The organism is Streptomyces sp. NPDC091387, assembly GCF_044756945.1.
Taxonomy (GTDB): domain Bacteria; phylum Actinomycetota; class Actinomycetes; order Streptomycetales; family Streptomycetaceae; genus Streptomyces.
The window spans coordinates 148,765-164,121 of sequence record NZ_JBIVTZ010000012.1 but is presented as its reverse complement, the minus strand read 5'-3'; the positions used below and the strand labels follow the sequence as shown (position 1 = coordinate 164,121).

The 15,357-nt window shown below is 71.8% G+C and carries 11 protein-coding genes and 1 tRNA gene; 6 read left to right on the top strand and 6 right to left on the bottom strand.

The annotated features are described in order from the left end of the window. Positions 1-13: 13 nt before the first annotated feature. Positions 14-85: transfer RNA gene (locus ACIQM0_RS25285), tRNA-Gln, on the bottom strand. Between the two features lie 225 nt (positions 86-310). Here ACIQM0_RS25285 and ACIQM0_RS25280 point away from each other — a divergent pair. Beyond that, positions 311-1,618 carry a sensor histidine kinase gene (locus tag ACIQM0_RS25280; protein ID WP_401290510.1) on the top strand — a complete coding sequence of 436 codons (1,308 nt, stop codon included), beginning with the start codon at positions 311-313 and terminating at the stop codon, positions 1,616-1,618. A gap of 97 nt (positions 1,619-1,715) precedes the next feature. On the opposite strand, the gene ACIQM0_RS25275 is transcribed toward ACIQM0_RS25280, so the two are convergent. Together ACIQM0_RS25275 and ACIQM0_RS25270 are read right to left on the bottom strand one after the other, a co-directional pair. Then, positions 1,716-2,249, bottom strand: a complete 534-nt coding sequence (locus ACIQM0_RS25275; RefSeq protein WP_401290508.1) for an SUKH-3 domain-containing protein — start codon at positions 2,247-2,249, stop codon at positions 1,716-1,718. Between the two features lie 11 nt (positions 2,250-2,260). Further along, positions 2,261-2,782, bottom strand: coding sequence for a YwqJ-related putative deaminase (locus tag ACIQM0_RS25270; protein ID WP_401290507.1), 522 nt, complete (start codon positions 2,780-2,782; stop codon positions 2,261-2,263). 303 nt (positions 2,783-3,085) lie between these two features. Between ACIQM0_RS25270 and ACIQM0_RS25265 the strand changes: the two genes are divergently transcribed. The 3 genes from ACIQM0_RS25265 (at position 3,086) to ACIQM0_RS25255 (ending at position 7,689) form a co-directional block, all read left to right on the top strand. Beyond that, a complete protein-coding gene (locus tag ACIQM0_RS25265; protein ID WP_401290504.1) occupies positions 3,086-4,063 on the top strand; it encodes an SMI1/KNR4 family protein in 978 nt (325 codons plus the stop codon). 5 nt (positions 4,064-4,068) lie between these two features. Then, positions 4,069-6,591, top strand: coding sequence for an SUKH-4 family immunity protein (locus tag ACIQM0_RS25260; RefSeq protein WP_401290502.1), 2,523 nt, complete (start codon positions 4,069-4,071; stop codon positions 6,589-6,591). 204 nt (positions 6,592-6,795) lie between these two features. Next, complete coding sequence (locus tag ACIQM0_RS25255; RefSeq protein ID WP_401290499.1) at positions 6,796-7,689, top strand: cellulose-binding protein; 894 nt, start codon at positions 6,796-6,798, stop codon at positions 7,687-7,689. Between the two features lie 19 nt (positions 7,690-7,708). On the opposite strand, the gene ACIQM0_RS25250 is transcribed toward ACIQM0_RS25255, so the two are convergent. Continuing rightward, complete coding sequence (locus ACIQM0_RS25250) at positions 7,709-8,164, bottom strand: MarR family winged helix-turn-helix transcriptional regulator (RefSeq protein ID WP_401290496.1); 456 nt, start codon at positions 8,162-8,164, stop codon at positions 7,709-7,711. Positions 8,165-8,336: 172 nt separating this feature from the next. Here ACIQM0_RS25250 and ACIQM0_RS25245 point away from each other — a divergent pair, with 172 nt between their 5' ends. Beyond that, positions 8,337-9,794 carry an MFS transporter gene (locus ACIQM0_RS25245; protein ID WP_401290493.1) on the top strand — a complete coding sequence of 486 codons (1,458 nt, stop codon included), beginning with the start codon at positions 8,337-8,339 and terminating at the stop codon, positions 9,792-9,794. A 50-nt stretch (positions 9,795-9,844) separates the two neighbouring features. Next, on the top strand, positions 9,845-12,388 hold the full coding sequence (locus tag ACIQM0_RS25240; RefSeq protein ID WP_401290490.1) for a protein kinase: 2,544 nt from the start codon (positions 9,845-9,847) through the stop codon (positions 12,386-12,388). 179 nt (positions 12,389-12,567) lie between these two features. On the opposite strand, the gene ACIQM0_RS25235 is transcribed toward ACIQM0_RS25240, so the two are convergent. Further along, the gene (locus ACIQM0_RS25235) at positions 12,568-13,056 is read right to left on the bottom strand and encodes a hypothetical protein (RefSeq protein WP_401290487.1); all 489 of its coding nucleotides are present in this window, start codon (positions 13,054-13,056) and stop codon (positions 12,568-12,570) included. A 359-nt stretch (positions 13,057-13,415) separates the two neighbouring features. Beyond that, positions 13,416-15,005 carry an MDR family MFS transporter gene (locus ACIQM0_RS25230; RefSeq protein ID WP_401290484.1) on the bottom strand — a complete coding sequence of 530 codons (1,590 nt, stop codon included), beginning with the start codon at positions 15,003-15,005 and terminating at the stop codon, positions 13,416-13,418. Positions 15,006-15,357 lie beyond the last annotated feature (352 nt).

The following is a 15,357-nucleotide window of genomic DNA, read 5'->3' as shown; positions in this document are numbered from 1 at the left end:
CCCGCACGCCGAGCTCCCCCACCAGGACTTGAACCCGGACAAATAGCACCAAAAGCTACTGTGCTGCCAATTACACCATGGGGGAATAATTCCGACTTAACCGGACATTGGCCCGGGTCGCCGGATCGGCACCCAACACTATGCCGTACCAAGCCCCTTCTACGCGACGACAGATTTCGGCGCTCCCGCTCACGCGGATGACGAGGCGGGCACGGGAGGCATCGCGGGCGTTCTCGCGAACCGGTCTTCCGTGCGACGTGCTGTCCGGGTCACCCGAAAACGAGGTGCGCCCGCCCGTACGCTGGATGCCATGACCGCAACGGGGGCAGACCGGGAAGCGGCGGGACCGACCACCCGCGGCTACTGGTGGTGGGAACGGCGACGGAGTGTCGCACTGGATGTGGGGCTGGCGCTGTTCTCGGCGCTGGAGTGTGCGCTGGAAGGGGTGGAATTCGCGGGGGACACCGGGCTGCCGGTGCCTCTGGGCGTGGTTTTCGGGTTCTTCGCGGGGGCCGTGCTGCTGGTGCGCCGGCGGTGGCCGATCGCCGTGGTCCTGGTGTCGGTCGCGACGACACCGGCCGAGATGGGCTTCCTGATGGGCCTGGTCGGCCTGTACACGCTGGCCGCGTCCGACGTGCCGCGGCGGATCACCGTGGTGCTCATGAGCATGTCGCTGGTGGGCACGTTCATCGTCACGTACGTGCGGCTGCGCCAGGGCGTCTCGGCCAGCGCGGACTTCGGGCCGGGCGACTGGTACGTCCCGATGCTCTCCCTCTTCATGGCGGTGGGGCTCACCGCGCCGCCCGTGCTGTTCGGCCTCTACATAGGGGCCCGGCGCCGGCTGATGGAGAGCCTGCGGGAGCGGGCGGACTCGCTGGAGCGGGAGTTGTCGCTGCTCGCGGACCGGGCCGAGGAGCGGGCCGAGTGGGCGCGTACGGAGGAGCGGACGCGGATCGCCCGCGAGATGCACGACGTGGTCGCGCACCGGGTGAGCCTGATGGTGGTCCACGCCGCGGCGCTCCAGGCGGTCGCGCCCAAGGACCCGGCGAAGGCGGTGCGCAACGCGGCGCTCGTCGGGGACATGGGGCGCCAGGCGCTGACCGAGTTGCGCGAGATGCTCGGGGTGCTGCGCACGGGGGAGCCGATGGTGGCGCGGGTGACCAAGGTGCCGCTCGCCTCCGTCGGCCGGGTCGCCGCGGTCGTGCCGGAGGACGGGCCCCGGCTGCACGAGGTGGAGACGCTGGTCGGGGAGTCCCGGGCGGCGGGGATGACGGTGGAGCTCTCGGTGGAGGGCGAGACGCGTCCGTACGCGCCCGAGGTCGAGCAGACGGCGTACCGGGTCGTGCAGGAGGCCCTGACGAACGTGCACAAGCACGCGGCCGGCGCGAAGGCGTGGGTGCGGCTGGCGCACCGGGAGGCGGAGGTCGCCATGCAGGTGGAGAACGGCCCCTCGGACTCGGCCACCGCGGACGCCGGGCTGCCCAGTGGGGGCAACGGGCTCGTGGGGATGCGGGAACGGGTGCTGGGCCTGGGCGGGGTCTTCGTCTCCGGCCCGACGGACGCCGGTGGCTTCCGGGTCTCCGCGGTGCTGCCGGACGCCGACGGGGCCGGCGCCTGAGGGCACGTCCCGGCCCGGCACGTATCGGCAGGTCCCGGCCCGGCCCGTCCGGCGTTCGAGGCGGACGGGCGTGCGGGTGACCGGCTCTGAGGCGGGCTCAGCCCGAGGTCAGGCGTTCCGGCTGGGCGCCCGTGACCAGGGTGGACAGGGCCTGGTCGATGTCCGGCCCGAGGTACCAGTCACCGGTGTGGTCGACACTGTAGACGCGCCCCTCGGTGTCGATCGCGAGCACCGCCTGCCCGTCCCCCTCGTCTCCCAGCGGGGCGACCTCGGTCTCCAGGGCGCGTCCCAGGTCCGCCAGGGTCCGGGCCAGGTGCAGGCCGCGCAGGGGGTCGATCCGTACCGCAGCCGGTGCGATCTGGCGGCCGGGCGCGGTCGCGGTGAGGTGCAGGCCGCCGAATTCGGCCCAGGCCTCCACCGCTGCCGGGAAGACGGCGTGCTGGTGGCCGGCCGGCGAGGCGTGCGCACGCAGCGCGTCGGCCCACTCCTCGGCCTGCCGGATGTCCCAGCGGCCCGGCTGCCATCCGGCGGTGCGCAGGACCGCGTCGACGGCGACGGGGAAGCGGGTGGAGCCCTGGCGGTCGAGGTGCGCCGGGCCCGCCTGTTCGGGGAAGTCGTTTCTGTCGGCCATGGGGGGCGCGGTCAGCCCTTCTCGGCGGTGGTCGTGGTGAGGTCGACGGGGCGTACGCCGAAGTGGGCGAGCATCACAGAACAGGACCGGCAGGGCGGGGCGTAGCTGCCGTGCAGGGGGTCGCCGTCCTCGCGGATGCGGCGTGCGGTGAGCCGGGCGTGCTTGAGCGCGCGGCGGGCCTCGCCGTTGGTGAGGGGCTTGCGCTGGGCCCGCTTGGAACGGCCGGACTCCGCGGCGGTGAGGTGCCGGGAGAGCAGTATCGCTTCGGGGCAGCGGCCGGTGAAGCGTTCCCGCTGGCTGCTGGTGAGGGTGTCGAGGAAGTCCTGGACGAGGTGGTGCAGTACGGGCGCCTGGTCGCCCTTGCCCGCGGTGCAGGTGAGCGTCTCACCGCGTACGGACAGCGCTGCGGCCACGGCGGGCAGGATGCCGTCGCGGCGGTGGGTCAGACGGGGCGCGTGGCTGCTCTCGGTGCTGCTCCAGCTGAGTCGTGGGTCCCCGGATGTGACGGTGTGTGCAGAGTGTGCGGTGTGCATGGTGCGTTGTCCCTCCCGTGCCCGCAGCGGCTGCTGCCGAATGTGCACGCCCCCGTGTATGCGGTGACAGCCTGCCAAATGTGTCGGGTCGTGTGAAAGCTGGGTCGGGAAAACGTGTGCGCGTGTCGCCCGGGAGGGGCCCGTCCGTCGCTCATTCGGCACATCGTTGTGACGGTTCGTGACGGAAGTGGCGGGCGGCCGGTGGGGCGGGACCCCTTCTTGCGGCACCGCATAGGCTGTGCCTGGACCGCCCCCATGGGCAGGTCGGTCCTCATCAGCCAGACGCAGCAGGGGGCAACCGCCATGACGACAGGTCGGCTCGGGCAGCAAGCCGCGCCACCGAACGGGGCCTACGCCGGGCAGTTCGTGCACTTCCCGGATCCTGTCCGGGCGTCCCGCCACCCCAGAGGTGTGCGTATGGACGGGAACGGCTGTCCGGAGTTCGCGCCGTACGCGCGCGCCGTCGCCGAGATCGCCGAGCCCCCGCAGGGCTTCGGCGTCGACGAACTGCGGCTCACGGACTACGTGTCGGCGAACGCGGCACTGGCGGCCAGTGGCCATGAGCTGTGGGACACCATCCCGGCGGTGGCCACCCCGCACGGCTGGACCTGGCACCACGTGCCGGGCGGCCGGCGGATGGAGCTGGTCCCGGTCGAGGTGAAGGCGCTGCTGCGGCATCACGGCGGTCTCGCGACGACCGCGGTGGACCAGAACAAGCGGGGTACGCGTCCGCTCCAGGAGACGCGGCCCGCGCACTTCCGGCTCCCGAAGGGGGCCGTGGCGGTGAGCGAGCAGCAGGTCCAGGGTGTCGAGGAGGACCTCGGCTACCGGCTGCCCGGTGCCTACCGTTCGTTCCTGAAGGCGGCGGGCGGTTCGGCCCCGGTGGGTGCGGCGCTCGACGCGGAGCTCGGGCTGCTGGTCGACCAGCCGTTCTTCACGGTGCGCGACGAGGCCGCCGTGAACGACCTGGTGTACGTCAACAAGTGCCTGCGGGACCATCTGACCAAGGACTACCTGGGGGTCGGTTTCGTCCAGGGCGGCATCCTCGCGGTGAAGGTCCGGGGCCAGGGCATCGGTTCGGTCTGGTTCTGCGCGTACGACGACGCGCGGGATCAGGACGGCTGGAGCGTCCAGGAGCGGGTGGACCGGCTGCTGTTGCCGTGCGGTGCGGACTTCGATGCCTTTCTGCAGCGTCTCGCGGGCAATCCGCCGGAGCTGGAGACGGTGGCGAACCTGATGGTGGACGGTGGCTTCGCGCGCGCCGTCCCGGTGGAGGGGTGAGCGCGGTGGTGACCTTTGCGCAGGCGCAGGAGCGCGCGGACGAGTGGGTCAACGGTGACGTCGCGGCGTATCAGCACCGCGAGGTGCGGGTGCGTGAGTTCGAACTGGGTTTCGTGGTGTGGTCCGAGGACCGGGTCGACGGCCCGGTCTCGGACGGCGGCCGGCAGCGGCTGGTGATCGCCCGGGACAGCGGTGAGGCGACGTTGTGGCCGGGACTGCCGGTCGGTGAGGTGATCCGGCGGTACGAGGAGGAGTACGGCGCCCCGGATGTGGCGCCGGCCGCCCCGGAGCCGCCGCAGCGCATCGACCTGAATCAGACGTCGTTCCTGTTGAGCCCGCCCGAGTGGCTCCAGGAGGCGGCGGACAAGCTCGGTATTCCGGACCGGCGGGCGGACCGTGCCGGGGAGCGGGTGCCGCCGCAGGCGGCCGCCCCCGTCCCCGCCGCTCCTTCTCCTCTTCCGCCTCCTGCTCCCCTTCCCCCTTCGCCGTCTCCCTCCCTTCCTTCTCCTCCTTCTCCGTCGGGCGGGCCGGGTGCGTACGAGCCCACCGCGTACGAGGGGGTTCCGGCGTCCTCGCCGCAGCAGCCGGTCGGGGCCACGCCGTGGGCGGGGACCGATACCAACGCCGGTTCCGACGAGGGTGAGGTGGGGCTGCCCGCCACGGTGTTCGCGCCGCCGCTCTCGGGCGCGGACGACGAGGGTGCGCCGCCCAGGGTGGTGCCGGCCGACGCGCCGACCGCGCTGATGTCCGGCGGCAGCCAGCTGCCCCGGACGGCGATCGTGCCCGGTCTCGACTCGCGGGGTCCCGGTGCGGGGGACATCTCGCAGGAGGCCACCAGCAAGGCGGAGGTCTCGCCGCGGGGCGGGCGTGGTGGGGGTTCGACGACTCCGCCGCCGCCCGGTGCCCCCGGCATTCCGGGTGCGCAGCTGCCACCGCCGCCCTCGGGACCGGGTGCGCCCGGCGCCCCGGCGGGCGGGTACATGCCGACGCAGCAGGGCCCGCCCGGCGCGCCCCGGCCGCCCGGCCCGCCCGGCCCTCCCGGGGCGGCGCCGCCCGGTGGCGACGTGCACCAGGCGGCCACGATGTTCGCGGCTCCGGGCCAGGTCGGTCCGCCGATCCCCCAGCCGCCCGGTCCGCCCGGTGTCCCGGGTGCCCCGCAGCCTCCCGGCCCGCCCGGTCCTCCTGGTCCGCCCGGGGCCACGCCGCCTCCCGGCGTCGGTGCGCACCATGCGGCCACGATGCTCGCGGGTCCGGGCCAGGTCGGTCCGCCGGCTCCGCAGCCGCCCGGTCCGCCCGGTGTTCCGGGTGCTCCGCAGCCTCCCGGTCCGCCCGGTCCGCCCGGTCCTCCCGGCGCGACGCCGCCTCCCGGTGTCGGTGTGCACCACGCCGCGACGATGCTCGCGGGTCCGGGGCAGGTCGGTCCGCCGGCTCCGCAGCCTCCGGGTCCGCCCGGTCCGCCCGGTGCGCCGATGGGGGGCGCCCCGGGTCCGGTGCCGCCGCCCGGTCATACCCCGCCGCCCCCGGCGTACGGGTATCCGCAGGCGCCCGTCGGTCAGCCGACGGTCGGTCCCGGCTACCAGGCCGTGCTGCGCTACCGAGGCCCCGACGGCAGCGAGCAGCAGCTGATCCGCCGTTCGGCGCCCGGCACCCCGCACCCCGAGTGGCAGATGCTGCATGAGCTGCGGGCCATGAACGTGCCGCCGCAGCAGGTCATCGAGCTGCACACGGAGCTGGAGTCCTGTGAGCTTCCGGGTGGTTACTGCGCCCGGATGATCCGGGAGACCTGGCCGCAGGTGCGGATCACCAGCGTCGCCCCGTACGGCACCGATCACGCGAGCCGGCAGCAGGGCATGCAGCATCTGCTCACCCACCAGGGCGAGCTGCACCAGGTCGCGGACGGTCCGGCGCGTCCGGCGCCGGTCCGGGCGCCGCTGCCGCAGCTGCCGCCCGCGCTGCCGGTGCCGGCGGAGGCCGTCGCGGAGGAGCTGCTGCAGACCTTCGGTCCGCAGGGCGTGCTGCGCTTCGATCAGCGTGCGGTGTCCCGGCAGGGCGTGCCGGAGGTCGTGGCGCGGACCCTGGTGTGGGCGGGGCTGCCCGCCGACTTCGGGCCGTTCTTCTGGGCGCAGCCGGGGCAGCCGGTGGTGCCGACGCTGGCCGAGCTGGCCGCGCAGCGCCAGGTGCGGCCGGCGTCCGACGCGGGGTCGTACCTCGTGATGGGTTCGGACTTCGGCCGGGCGATCTGTGTGCAGTACGGGACGGCGAACATCGTGGCCGTACCGGTGGAGGCGGGGCCCGGCGGGCAGTCGGTGCCGCCGCAGTTCGTGAACACCGGGCTGCCGGAGTTCACCCGTTCGCTGGCCCTGCTGGGCCGGATGTGGCGGCTGCGGTACGGGCTGAACCCGGAACAGGCCGGCCGCTGGACGGTCGACTTCCAGGCGCAGCTCGTCGCGCTGGACCCGGCGGCGCTGGCGTCGCCGGAGAGCTGGTGGTCGGTGCTGCTGGAGCAGATGTGGGACGGCTTGATCTGATCGTCCGGCCTGCGTGGTACTTCCTCGGGCGTGGCGCCCTGTTCCCTGCTGGGGGACGGGGCGCCACGCCTTTGGCGTCTGTGATGCCCGTCGCTTCCGTCCGGAAAGCGCCGAAAGGATTCCGACTTCTCAGCCAATTGCCGCATCCTTGGCGTATTGCTCGATGCTCGGGTCGGGTCGGAGAGTCGGAAAGAGGCGTCAAGGATGAGTTCTGCACCGGTGCCCGCGCACGGCTTCGTGGGCGTGCGCGGACGGGGTTACCGTCCGGAGCAGGTGGACCGCAAGGTGGCCGAGCTGTCCGCCGAGCGGGACGGGGCCCAGGAGCAGGTGGCGCGGCTGACGGCGCTGGTGGAGACGCTGATCGCGGAGTCGGCCCGGCTGGACGAGGCCGTCGCCGTGCTGGCGCCGCAGGACTACGCGTCGCTGGGGGAGCGGGCGCAGCAGATCCTGGCGCTCGCGGAGGGCGAGGCGGAGACCGTGCGGGGTGCCGCGCTGGAGGACGCGCAGTCCTTGGGGGACGCGGCGGACGCGGCGGCGCGGGCCTTGCGCGAGTCGGCCCGTGCGGACGCGGAGGCGATGCGGGCGGCCGCGGTGGCCCATGCCGAGCGTGCGCTGGCCGCGGCGGAGGGCGCGGCCGGTGAGGCGCTGGCCGGGGCGCGGCAGGAGGCGGGGGCGGTGCGCGAGGAGGCGGACGCCGCGATGGAGGCGACGCGCAGCCGTACCGCGAGTGTGCTGGCGCATCAGGAGCAGGAGCACGCCGAGCGGTGGAAGGTGGCCGGTCAGGAGCTCGCGGACGCCGAGTCGGCGCAGTCCGCGGAGCACACGGAGCTGATCGGGCGGGCGGAGACCGCTCTGGCCGAGGCGCGCCGGGCGCTGGCCGAGGCCGAGGAGGCCGCGCGGCACGGCCAGGAGGACGCGGAGGCGCGGGGTGCGGAGCTGGTCGCCGCCGCCCGGGTGCGTGAGGAGCGGGTGGTCCGGGAGACGGAGCGGGTGCTGCGGGAGCACGAGGAGGGCCGCGAGGAGGTGCAGGCGCACATGGCGCATGTACGTAGTTCGCTGGCCGCGCTCACCGGTCGGGTGACCCCGGCGGAGGACTGAGGGGTCCCGCTCCGGCCCGTCAGGGGCGCGGCCAGGGCTTCTTGGAGAGCTGCTCGATGCCGCTGTTGAAGCGTTTGAGGTAGCCGGCGAAGGTGGCGATGTCCTCCTCCGGCCAGTCGTTCATGACCTGGTCCAGGGCGCGCACGACGCGTTCGCGTTCCTGGTCGAGGAGTGCGGCGCCCCGGTCGGTGATGCGGAATTTGCGGGCCATGCCGCCGTCGGGGTCGGGGATGCGTTCGGCCAGTCCGGCGCGGGTCGCCGCGGCGGTCTGCCGGTTGAGGGTGGAGGCGTCGAGGCCGAAGGCGGCGCTGAGTTCGCCGTTGGACATGGGGCCCTGGATCCGGATGCGGCTCAGCAGGATGTAGGCGCTTCGGTCCATGAGCGCGTACTTGTGCCGTCCGCCCCGGTGATGGGCGAGGTCGTGTCGCCCGAGCAGCATCTGCTCGTACTCCACTTCGTCCGTGGGCCTGGACATGTCCGCGGCCTCCTGCTCCTGCTCCGGGGGGCGATCGTGCGTCGGTTTCCGAACGCCGGCCCATGCTCTCATGCGGCGTGCATCAGCCATGTGGTGTGTATGACACATTAGGCATGTACGATGCACATCGCTATTCGGCGCACGAGACGACGACCCCAAGGAGTTCCACCTCATGGATGCCCCCCAGCCGACAGCCAGAACGGGCGGTGTGGTCGCGACTCTCGCCTTCGCCGGCACCGTGGCGGCGGTCATGCAGACCCTGGTCACCCCGCTCATCGCGGAGCTGCCGCAGCTCCTCAACACGACGTCCTCCAACGCCACTTGGGTGATCACGGTCACCCTGCTGGTCTCGGCCGTGTGCGTGCCGGTCTCCGGACGGCTGGGTGACCTGCTGGGCAAGCGCCGGATGCTGCTCGTGTGCGCGGTGCCGCTGTTCGTCGGTTCCGTGGTGTGCGCCCTCGCGTCCACCGTCGTCCCCATGATCATCGGACGCGGTCTGCAGGGCATGGGCATGGGCATGGTGCCGCTCGGCATCGCCCTGCTGCGTGACGTGGTGCCGAAGGAGAAGCTGAGCTCCTCCATCGCCCTGGTCAGCGCCTCCCTCGGCATCGGCGGCGCCCTCGGCCTGCCGATCGCCTCCGCGGTCGCCCAGTACGCGAGCTGGCGGGTGCTGTTCTGGGGCTCCGCCGTGCTGGCCCTCACCATCGCCGCACTGATCTGGTTCCTGATTCCGGACGTCCCGGCCGGTGCCAAGGGGCAGCGCTTCGACGTGCCCGGCGCCCTCGGTCTCGCCGTCGGTCTGGTCTGCCTGCTCCTCGCCGTGTCCAAGGGCGCCGAGTGGGGCTGGGGCTCCTCGACGACGGTCGGCCTGTTCGCCGCCTCCGTCGTGGTGCTGATCGGCTGGGGGTTCTGGGAGCTGCGGACCAAGGACCCGCTGGTCGACCTGCGCACCACGGCCCGCCCCCGGGTGCTCATCACCAACCTCGCGTCGCTCTTCGTCGGTTTCGGCATGTACGCCGGAATGCTGATCGCGCCGCAGCTGCTGCAGTTCCCCGAGGCCACCGGCTACGGCCTGGGGCAGTCGATGCTCGCGGCGGGCCTGTGGATGGCCCCCGGCGGCATCATGATGATGATCGTCTCCCCGTTCGGCGGAAAGCTCACCGACGCCCGCGGCCCGAAGTTCACGCTGATCTCCGGTGTGCTGGTCATCGCCGCCGCCTACGGCCTCGGCATCCTCCTGATGGGCTCCGCCTGGGGGCTGATGCTGTTCCTCATGGTCAGCAGCAGCGGCGTCGGCCTCGCCTACGGCGCGATGCCCGCCCTGATCATGAGCGCGGTCCCGGCGTCCGAGACGGCCGCCGCCAACGGGTTCAACACCCTCATGCGCGCGCTCGGCACCTCGATCGGCGCCGCCGTGATCGGTGCGGTCCTCTCGCAGATGACCACAGAGGCGGGTGGCTTCACCCTCACCTCGGAGGCCGGGTTCCGTACCGGCCTGATGTTCGGCTGCGCCGTCGCCGTCATCGCCGCGGCCATCTCGGCCTTCATCCCGGCCGTGCGCGGGTCCGGCGCCACGGGCGAGGAGACCGACGCTGCCGCCTCGCCGGAGGCCGTCGCGGTCAAGGCCTGACACCGGCACGCGTTCCCGCAGTACGACAACTGCCCGGCTCCGCACCCCTCGTGGGGGTGGAGCCGGGCAGTTCCGCGTACGGGGACGCCGACGCGGCCGAACGCGGAACCGCTGACGCGCTCGCCCTGAGGACGAAGTGCCGACGAGGGGTCCGGGGAACCCAATTCGGCACACCAGGCCCCGAACACCCGGACTCCTCAGCGCACGCAGGTCGAGGCCGGTATCGTCGACTCCTTCGCGTCGCAGTCCGGGCAGCCGATGCGCGGGTAAGGCCGGGGGAGCTGACAGTGAACCAAGTCATCGCCGCACGCTACGAGTTGATGGAACGCATTGGATCCGGTGGCATGGGCGTCGTATGGCGCGCGCATGATCGCACCCTGCACCGGACCGTGGCGGTCAAGGTCATCGCCGGCCCCGGCGTCAGCGCGGAGGCCGTATCGCGCTTGGAGCGAGAGGCGCGCGCGGCTGCGGGACTCTCCCGGAATCCGCACGTCGTCACCGTCCACGACTTCGGGCACGAGGGCGCGGGTGCCGACGGCGACGACTGCGCGTACGTCGTGATGGAACTCGTCGAAGGCCGCACCCTCGACAAGGTCCTCGCGCAGGACGGCCTCCCAGCCCCCGCCCGTGCCGTGGAGTGGGCGCGCCAAGTGTGCGTCGCCCTGGAGGCCGCGCACGCGATCGGCGTCGTGCACCGCGATATCAAGCCCTCCAACGTCATCCTCGGACCGGACGGCGTCATCCAGGTCCTGGATTTCGGACTGGCCTGGTTCCATCCGGAGCTGGGGCTTGGCAAGCTCAGCAGGAGCGATGCCGTGATGGGCAGCGCGCCATGGATGTCTCCCGAGCAGGCACAGGGGAAGACCGTCGACCACCGGTCGGACCTCTACTCGCTGGGCTGTCTGCTCTACGAACTGATCACTGGGGCGCCGCCGTTCGGCGGACGTGACGCGCTGGCACAGCTCATCGCCCACGTGATGGAAGAACCTCTCGCCCCCAGCGGCAGCAGCAACGCCGAAGGCTCCGCCGGCCGGGACATCACTCCCTCACTCGACCGACTGGTACTCGAACTGCTCGCCAAATCTCCGGACCACAGGCCGTTTTCGGCGTCCCTGGTGGCCGCGCGGCTCGGAGGAGTACGGGAGAGCCTCGGCGAAATGCCGACGGCGGCCGTACCGCCTGCACAGTCGCCCGAGATGGACCTGTCTGCTGTATTACCACCCGTTCCGGCGGAGGAGATGCGGAAGGTACAGCGCCGCCCCAGCCGTCGTCAGTTCCTGGTCATCGCCGTGGGTGTGGTGGTCCCGACAACGGCGGTGGTCGTGCCGTACGTACTGCCGGACTCCGGCGACGGGGGAGGCGCCGACGGCGGGTCGGGCGGCGGAAGCGAGGACGAGAAGTCTTCGCCGCCCCGTCGGCTGTGGAACGTACCCGTCGTTGCGAAAACCGGATTGCCCGTTGCGGCCGCCGGTCCCGTCGTCCTGGTGAATCTGCCGGGGAAGGGTGGTGATGGCTCCGGGGGATTCCAGGTCCGGGACGCCCGGAACGGAAATCTCCTGTGGGCCTTCAAGCCCGTGAAGGATGCCAACGGTGACCTGGAGTCGTTCGGCGTAGACCTTGATCCGCAGGGAACCACCGTGTATATCTCCCGGGCCGGCGGCGAGGTGGTCGCCCGGGACGCCACGACCGGGCGCACGAAATGGAACTACAAGATGGACAGGCCGGAAGGCGGCGGCGTTACGGCGGGCGGGTCCTCGCTTGCCTTCGCCGATGGCGTCGTCTACGTCACGGACCTGGGGAAGGCCTGTGCGGTCGCGTCGGGCGACGGTGACGAACTGTGGACCGTGCCCCTGGACGACACAACCATCACGACAGTGCTCGTTGGCCGGGTCCTGCTGGTCCGCGCCACGCTGCACCTGTATGCGGTCAGCGTCGACGAGAAGAGAGTCATCTGGCAGCAGCCCACCGAAGAGAGCGAGCTGACCATCGGTGGCGGAATCGTCTTCGTCACGCCGACCGGCACCGGAGACAGTGACACACCGTCTGTCACGCTCGCGATCAACATCGCCGACGGCGCCGAGCGCTGGTCCGATCCGTCCCGCCCTGAGGCCGTACTCGCGGAGCGCAACCTCGTGGCGTACGTGGGCAGCGACCGCGATCTGCTCCGCGCACGGTCGCTCGACTCGGGAAAGAAGCTCTACCAGAAGGCCATACCGAGTTCCATGGGGAATCCCCCACAGGTCGTCGGAGACATACTCGTCGAGTGGGTTCGCAGGGGTGAGGAATATTCCGTGGCCGGCATCGGGCTGAAAGACGGAACGGTCCGTTGGCACCAGACATTTGGCAACATCCAGAACGATGGCGGGACGCCGTACGGAAAGGTGCTCGTCACCAGCCCGACCGGCAAGTCGCTCAGGGCGCTGAGCCTCACCACGGGCGAGGCCCGCTGGACCGTGACTCCCGACGAGAAGCAGCTGGTTCTGGCGGCAAGCCGCGTGGGGAACCTGCTGTTCATCATCACCGGCCAGTCTCCCGCCGGAGGCTCTCCGAAGGCCGAACGCCTGCACTGCCTGAAGCTGACCGACGCCACATAGCACCGCCGGTCCGCAGTTGATTCTCTACCGTTGTTCGGATGCTTGACAGCCCACTGCCGTTTGGCCTGCCAGAGGCGACGGGCTGCAGGAACGTTGTGACGCCCCGAATTCCGGTCGGGGAAGAACTCGGGCCGCAAGGTGCACCACTGCTTCGCACAGCGCGTCCACCTGCTCCGGAGTCATGTCGAAGTCGTAGGCGATGTCCTCGACGGTCTCCCCGCCTCCCACGCGAGGTAGCTTGGCCGGCCTGCTGAAGCACACGCACTCCACGCCAAGGGCCCCAGCTGTCCTCTTCGGAGGTGGCGCGTTCGGTGGGTCGATGACGTTGTACCTGCTCCTGCTGACAGCGCTCGGAGCACTCTGAACACACCGCAGCCCTGAAGAGTCCGCCTCTCCAAGGCTGTTGGCTCGCTACGGGTCAGCGGGTGGTGCCGTGTCGTAGCGGTCTCCACCTTGTGGTCAAGGTCGATCTCGACGTCCATCCGGTCGGCCTGCTCTGTGACGTGAGTCCTGGCACGCCGCGCGTGAATCGCCGGCGCCCCACCGCCGACCGTGATGAATGCACCCGTCAGGCTCGTCACAAGAGGCAGGTAGCTGAGATCCGGGTTCCCCGCGTGCACCAGCGCCAGGACGCCACCACCCAGGATGACGGCCGTGCCACCGGTCATGAACCAGACGCTCAGCCGGAACGTCCACTCAGCTGCCGCTGATCATGCCAACGTTCACCACACCGTGATGCTTGGCCTGCCCCAATTCTTCGTCGTCCTCTGCTGGCACCGCGTGACTCGGATCGTCCATGTCGTCTCTGGACATGTCGTTTCCCCCTTCCAGCGCAGCTGACGCCACTCCGACTTCGGTCAGAGCAGCGTCAGGCGAGGATGGCGAGACGGAAGCGAATCGGAGCCGGAGCGGCACCCCAGGAAATAAGTGTGGGGGCGCCTCTTTGGGAGCGCAGACGGTACGCACGCGCACGGCGGCTGAAGAGGGAGTGCCTCCAACCCGACTCAGGTGAAGGCTAGTTGTCCGCTCATCCGGGCCCGGAAGCGCTGTCGGGCTCCTCGGCCAGGATCGGGAAGCGGCGCGGGGCCACGAAGACCAGGACCAGCAGGGCGACGACGGCGGCCGCGGCCGCCCCGAGGTAGACCCGGTCGACGGCGGCGTCGACGGCCCGCCGCAGATAGTCCGTCGCCGCCGCGCTCAGCGCCCCCGGGTCGTCCAGGGCGTGCGAGACGGAGTCCAGATCGCCGGGCAGGCCAGGGACGGGGGCGTCGGCGAGCCGGGAGGCGAGGACGCCGTTGGCGACGGCGCCGAACAGCGCGGCGCCGATGCTCTGGCCCAGCTGGCGGCAGAAGAGCACGGAGGCCGTCGTCGTACCGCGTTCGGCCCAGCCGACGGTCGACTGGACGCCGACGATCAGCGGGAGCTGGAACAGCCCGAGCGCGGCGCCGAGCAGCAGCATGATCAGGGCGGGCTGCCAGGCCCGGCCCGGGTAGGGCAGCAGCGGGAAGGCGAGCAGGACCAGCAGCGCGCCGGACATCCCGATGATCGCGGTGCGGCGGAAGCCGATGCGGTTGTAGACCCGGTTGGAGAACGCCGCCGACACCGGCCAGCTCAGCGTCATCACCGACAGCACGAAACCGGCGGCGATCGGCCCGAGGCCCAGCACCGACTGCGCGTACGTCGGCAGGAAGACGGTCGGCGCGACCATCAGCAGACCCATCGCGCCCAGGGCGAGGTTGACGGAGGCGATGGTGCGCCGCCGCCACACCCAGCCGGGGATGACCGGCTCCGCGGCGCGCCGTTCGATGAACACGGTCAGCGCGGCGAGCGCGGCGGTCGCCGCCAGCAGCCCGAGGGAGGGCGCGGACAGCCAGGGCCAGGCGACCCCGCCCTGGACGAGCGCGGTCAGCAGCAGGGCGCCGGTCGCGAAGACGGCGAGGGAGCCCGCCCAGTCGATCCGGGGACGGGGGGCGCCGGCCGCGCGGCGGACGCGGGACGGCTCGTGGAGGTGGCGGGCGACGAGCCAGAGGGCGACCGCCCCGATCGGCAGGTTGATCAGGAAGATCCAGCGCCAGTCCGCGTACACCGCGAACAGCCCGCCGAGCACCGGTCCGGTGACCGCCGACGTGGCCCAGACGGTGGACAGCTTCGCCTGGATCTTCGGGCGCTCCCTGAGCGGGTAGAGGTCCGCCGCGATGGTCTGGACGGTGCCCTGGAGCGCGCCGCCGCCGATCCCCTGCACGACCCGGAAGGCGATCAGCGCGGCCATGTTCCAGGCGGCGGCGCAGAGTACCGAGCCGAACAGGAAGAGGATCACGCCGGCGATCAGGACCGGCTTGCGGCCGAAGGTGTCGGAGAGTTTCCCGTACACCGGCAGGGTGACGGTCACGGCCAGCAGGTAGCCGGAGAAGAGCCAGGAGAAGACGGAGAACCCGCCCAGGTCGCCGACGATCTGCGGGATCGCGGTGGAGACGATGGTGCCGTCGATGGCGGACAGCGCCATGCAGAGCATCAGGGCCGCGACGACGGGACCTCGGCCGCGGGGTTTCGCGGGGGAGGGTGCGGGGCCGAGCCCCGACCCCGATATCGCTTCCGTACCGCCGCTCGCGCCGCTCACCAGGATTCCTTCCCCATGCACGTAATTTCGGACACTGTCTCACCTGCGGCTCTTCCGGGGCAGGGGGCAGCGGCGGCGGACGCCGGGCGCGGGGCGCTCCACCCGGCGCGTGCGCCTGGGGGACCAAGCCCCTCAGAGAGCCCTCCACCCGGGGGCCGAGACCCCTAGGGGGAGCTCCTTACTTCTGTCCAGGGGCCGTTCCTCCCGGCGGAGGAGGTGCCCGGCCGGGCCCTCTCCGTAGCGTGGTTCACACACCGCGATTGCGGCTGACCGCAGGGGACGGGGTGGGGAAAACCCCACCGGAAGACTGCGCTGGGCACCAGCGCGCCGGACCCCTCCAGCCGACAGACTT

Excerpts from the sequence above, each read along its gene's own strand:
- ACIQM0_RS25265 (WP_401290504.1), top strand. The coding sequence starts at position 3,086 with ATGACGACAGGTCGGCTCGGGCAGCAAGCCGCGCCACCGAACGGGGCC.
- ACIQM0_RS25235 (WP_401290487.1), bottom strand. The coding sequence starts at position 13,056 with ATGACCGGTGGCACGGCCGTCATCCTGGGTGGTGGCGTCCTGGCGCTG.
- ACIQM0_RS25245 (WP_401290493.1), top strand. The coding sequence starts at position 8,337 with ATGGATGCCCCCCAGCCGACAGCCAGAACGGGCGGTGTGGTCGCGACT.
- ACIQM0_RS25255 (WP_401290499.1), top strand. The coding sequence starts at position 6,796 with ATGAGTTCTGCACCGGTGCCCGCGCACGGCTTCGTGGGCGTGCGCGGA.
- ACIQM0_RS25275 (WP_401290508.1), bottom strand. The coding sequence starts at position 2,249 with ATGGCCGACAGAAACGACTTCCCCGAACAGGCGGGCCCGGCGCACCTC.
- ACIQM0_RS25250 (WP_401290496.1), bottom strand. The coding sequence starts at position 8,164 with ATGTCCAGGCCCACGGACGAAGTGGAGTACGAGCAGATGCTGCTCGGG.
- ACIQM0_RS25270 (WP_401290507.1), bottom strand. The coding sequence starts at position 2,782 with ATGCACACCGCACACTCTGCACACACCGTCACATCCGGGGACCCACGA.
- ACIQM0_RS25280 (WP_401290510.1), top strand. The coding sequence starts at position 311 with ATGACCGCAACGGGGGCAGACCGGGAAGCGGCGGGACCGACCACCCGC.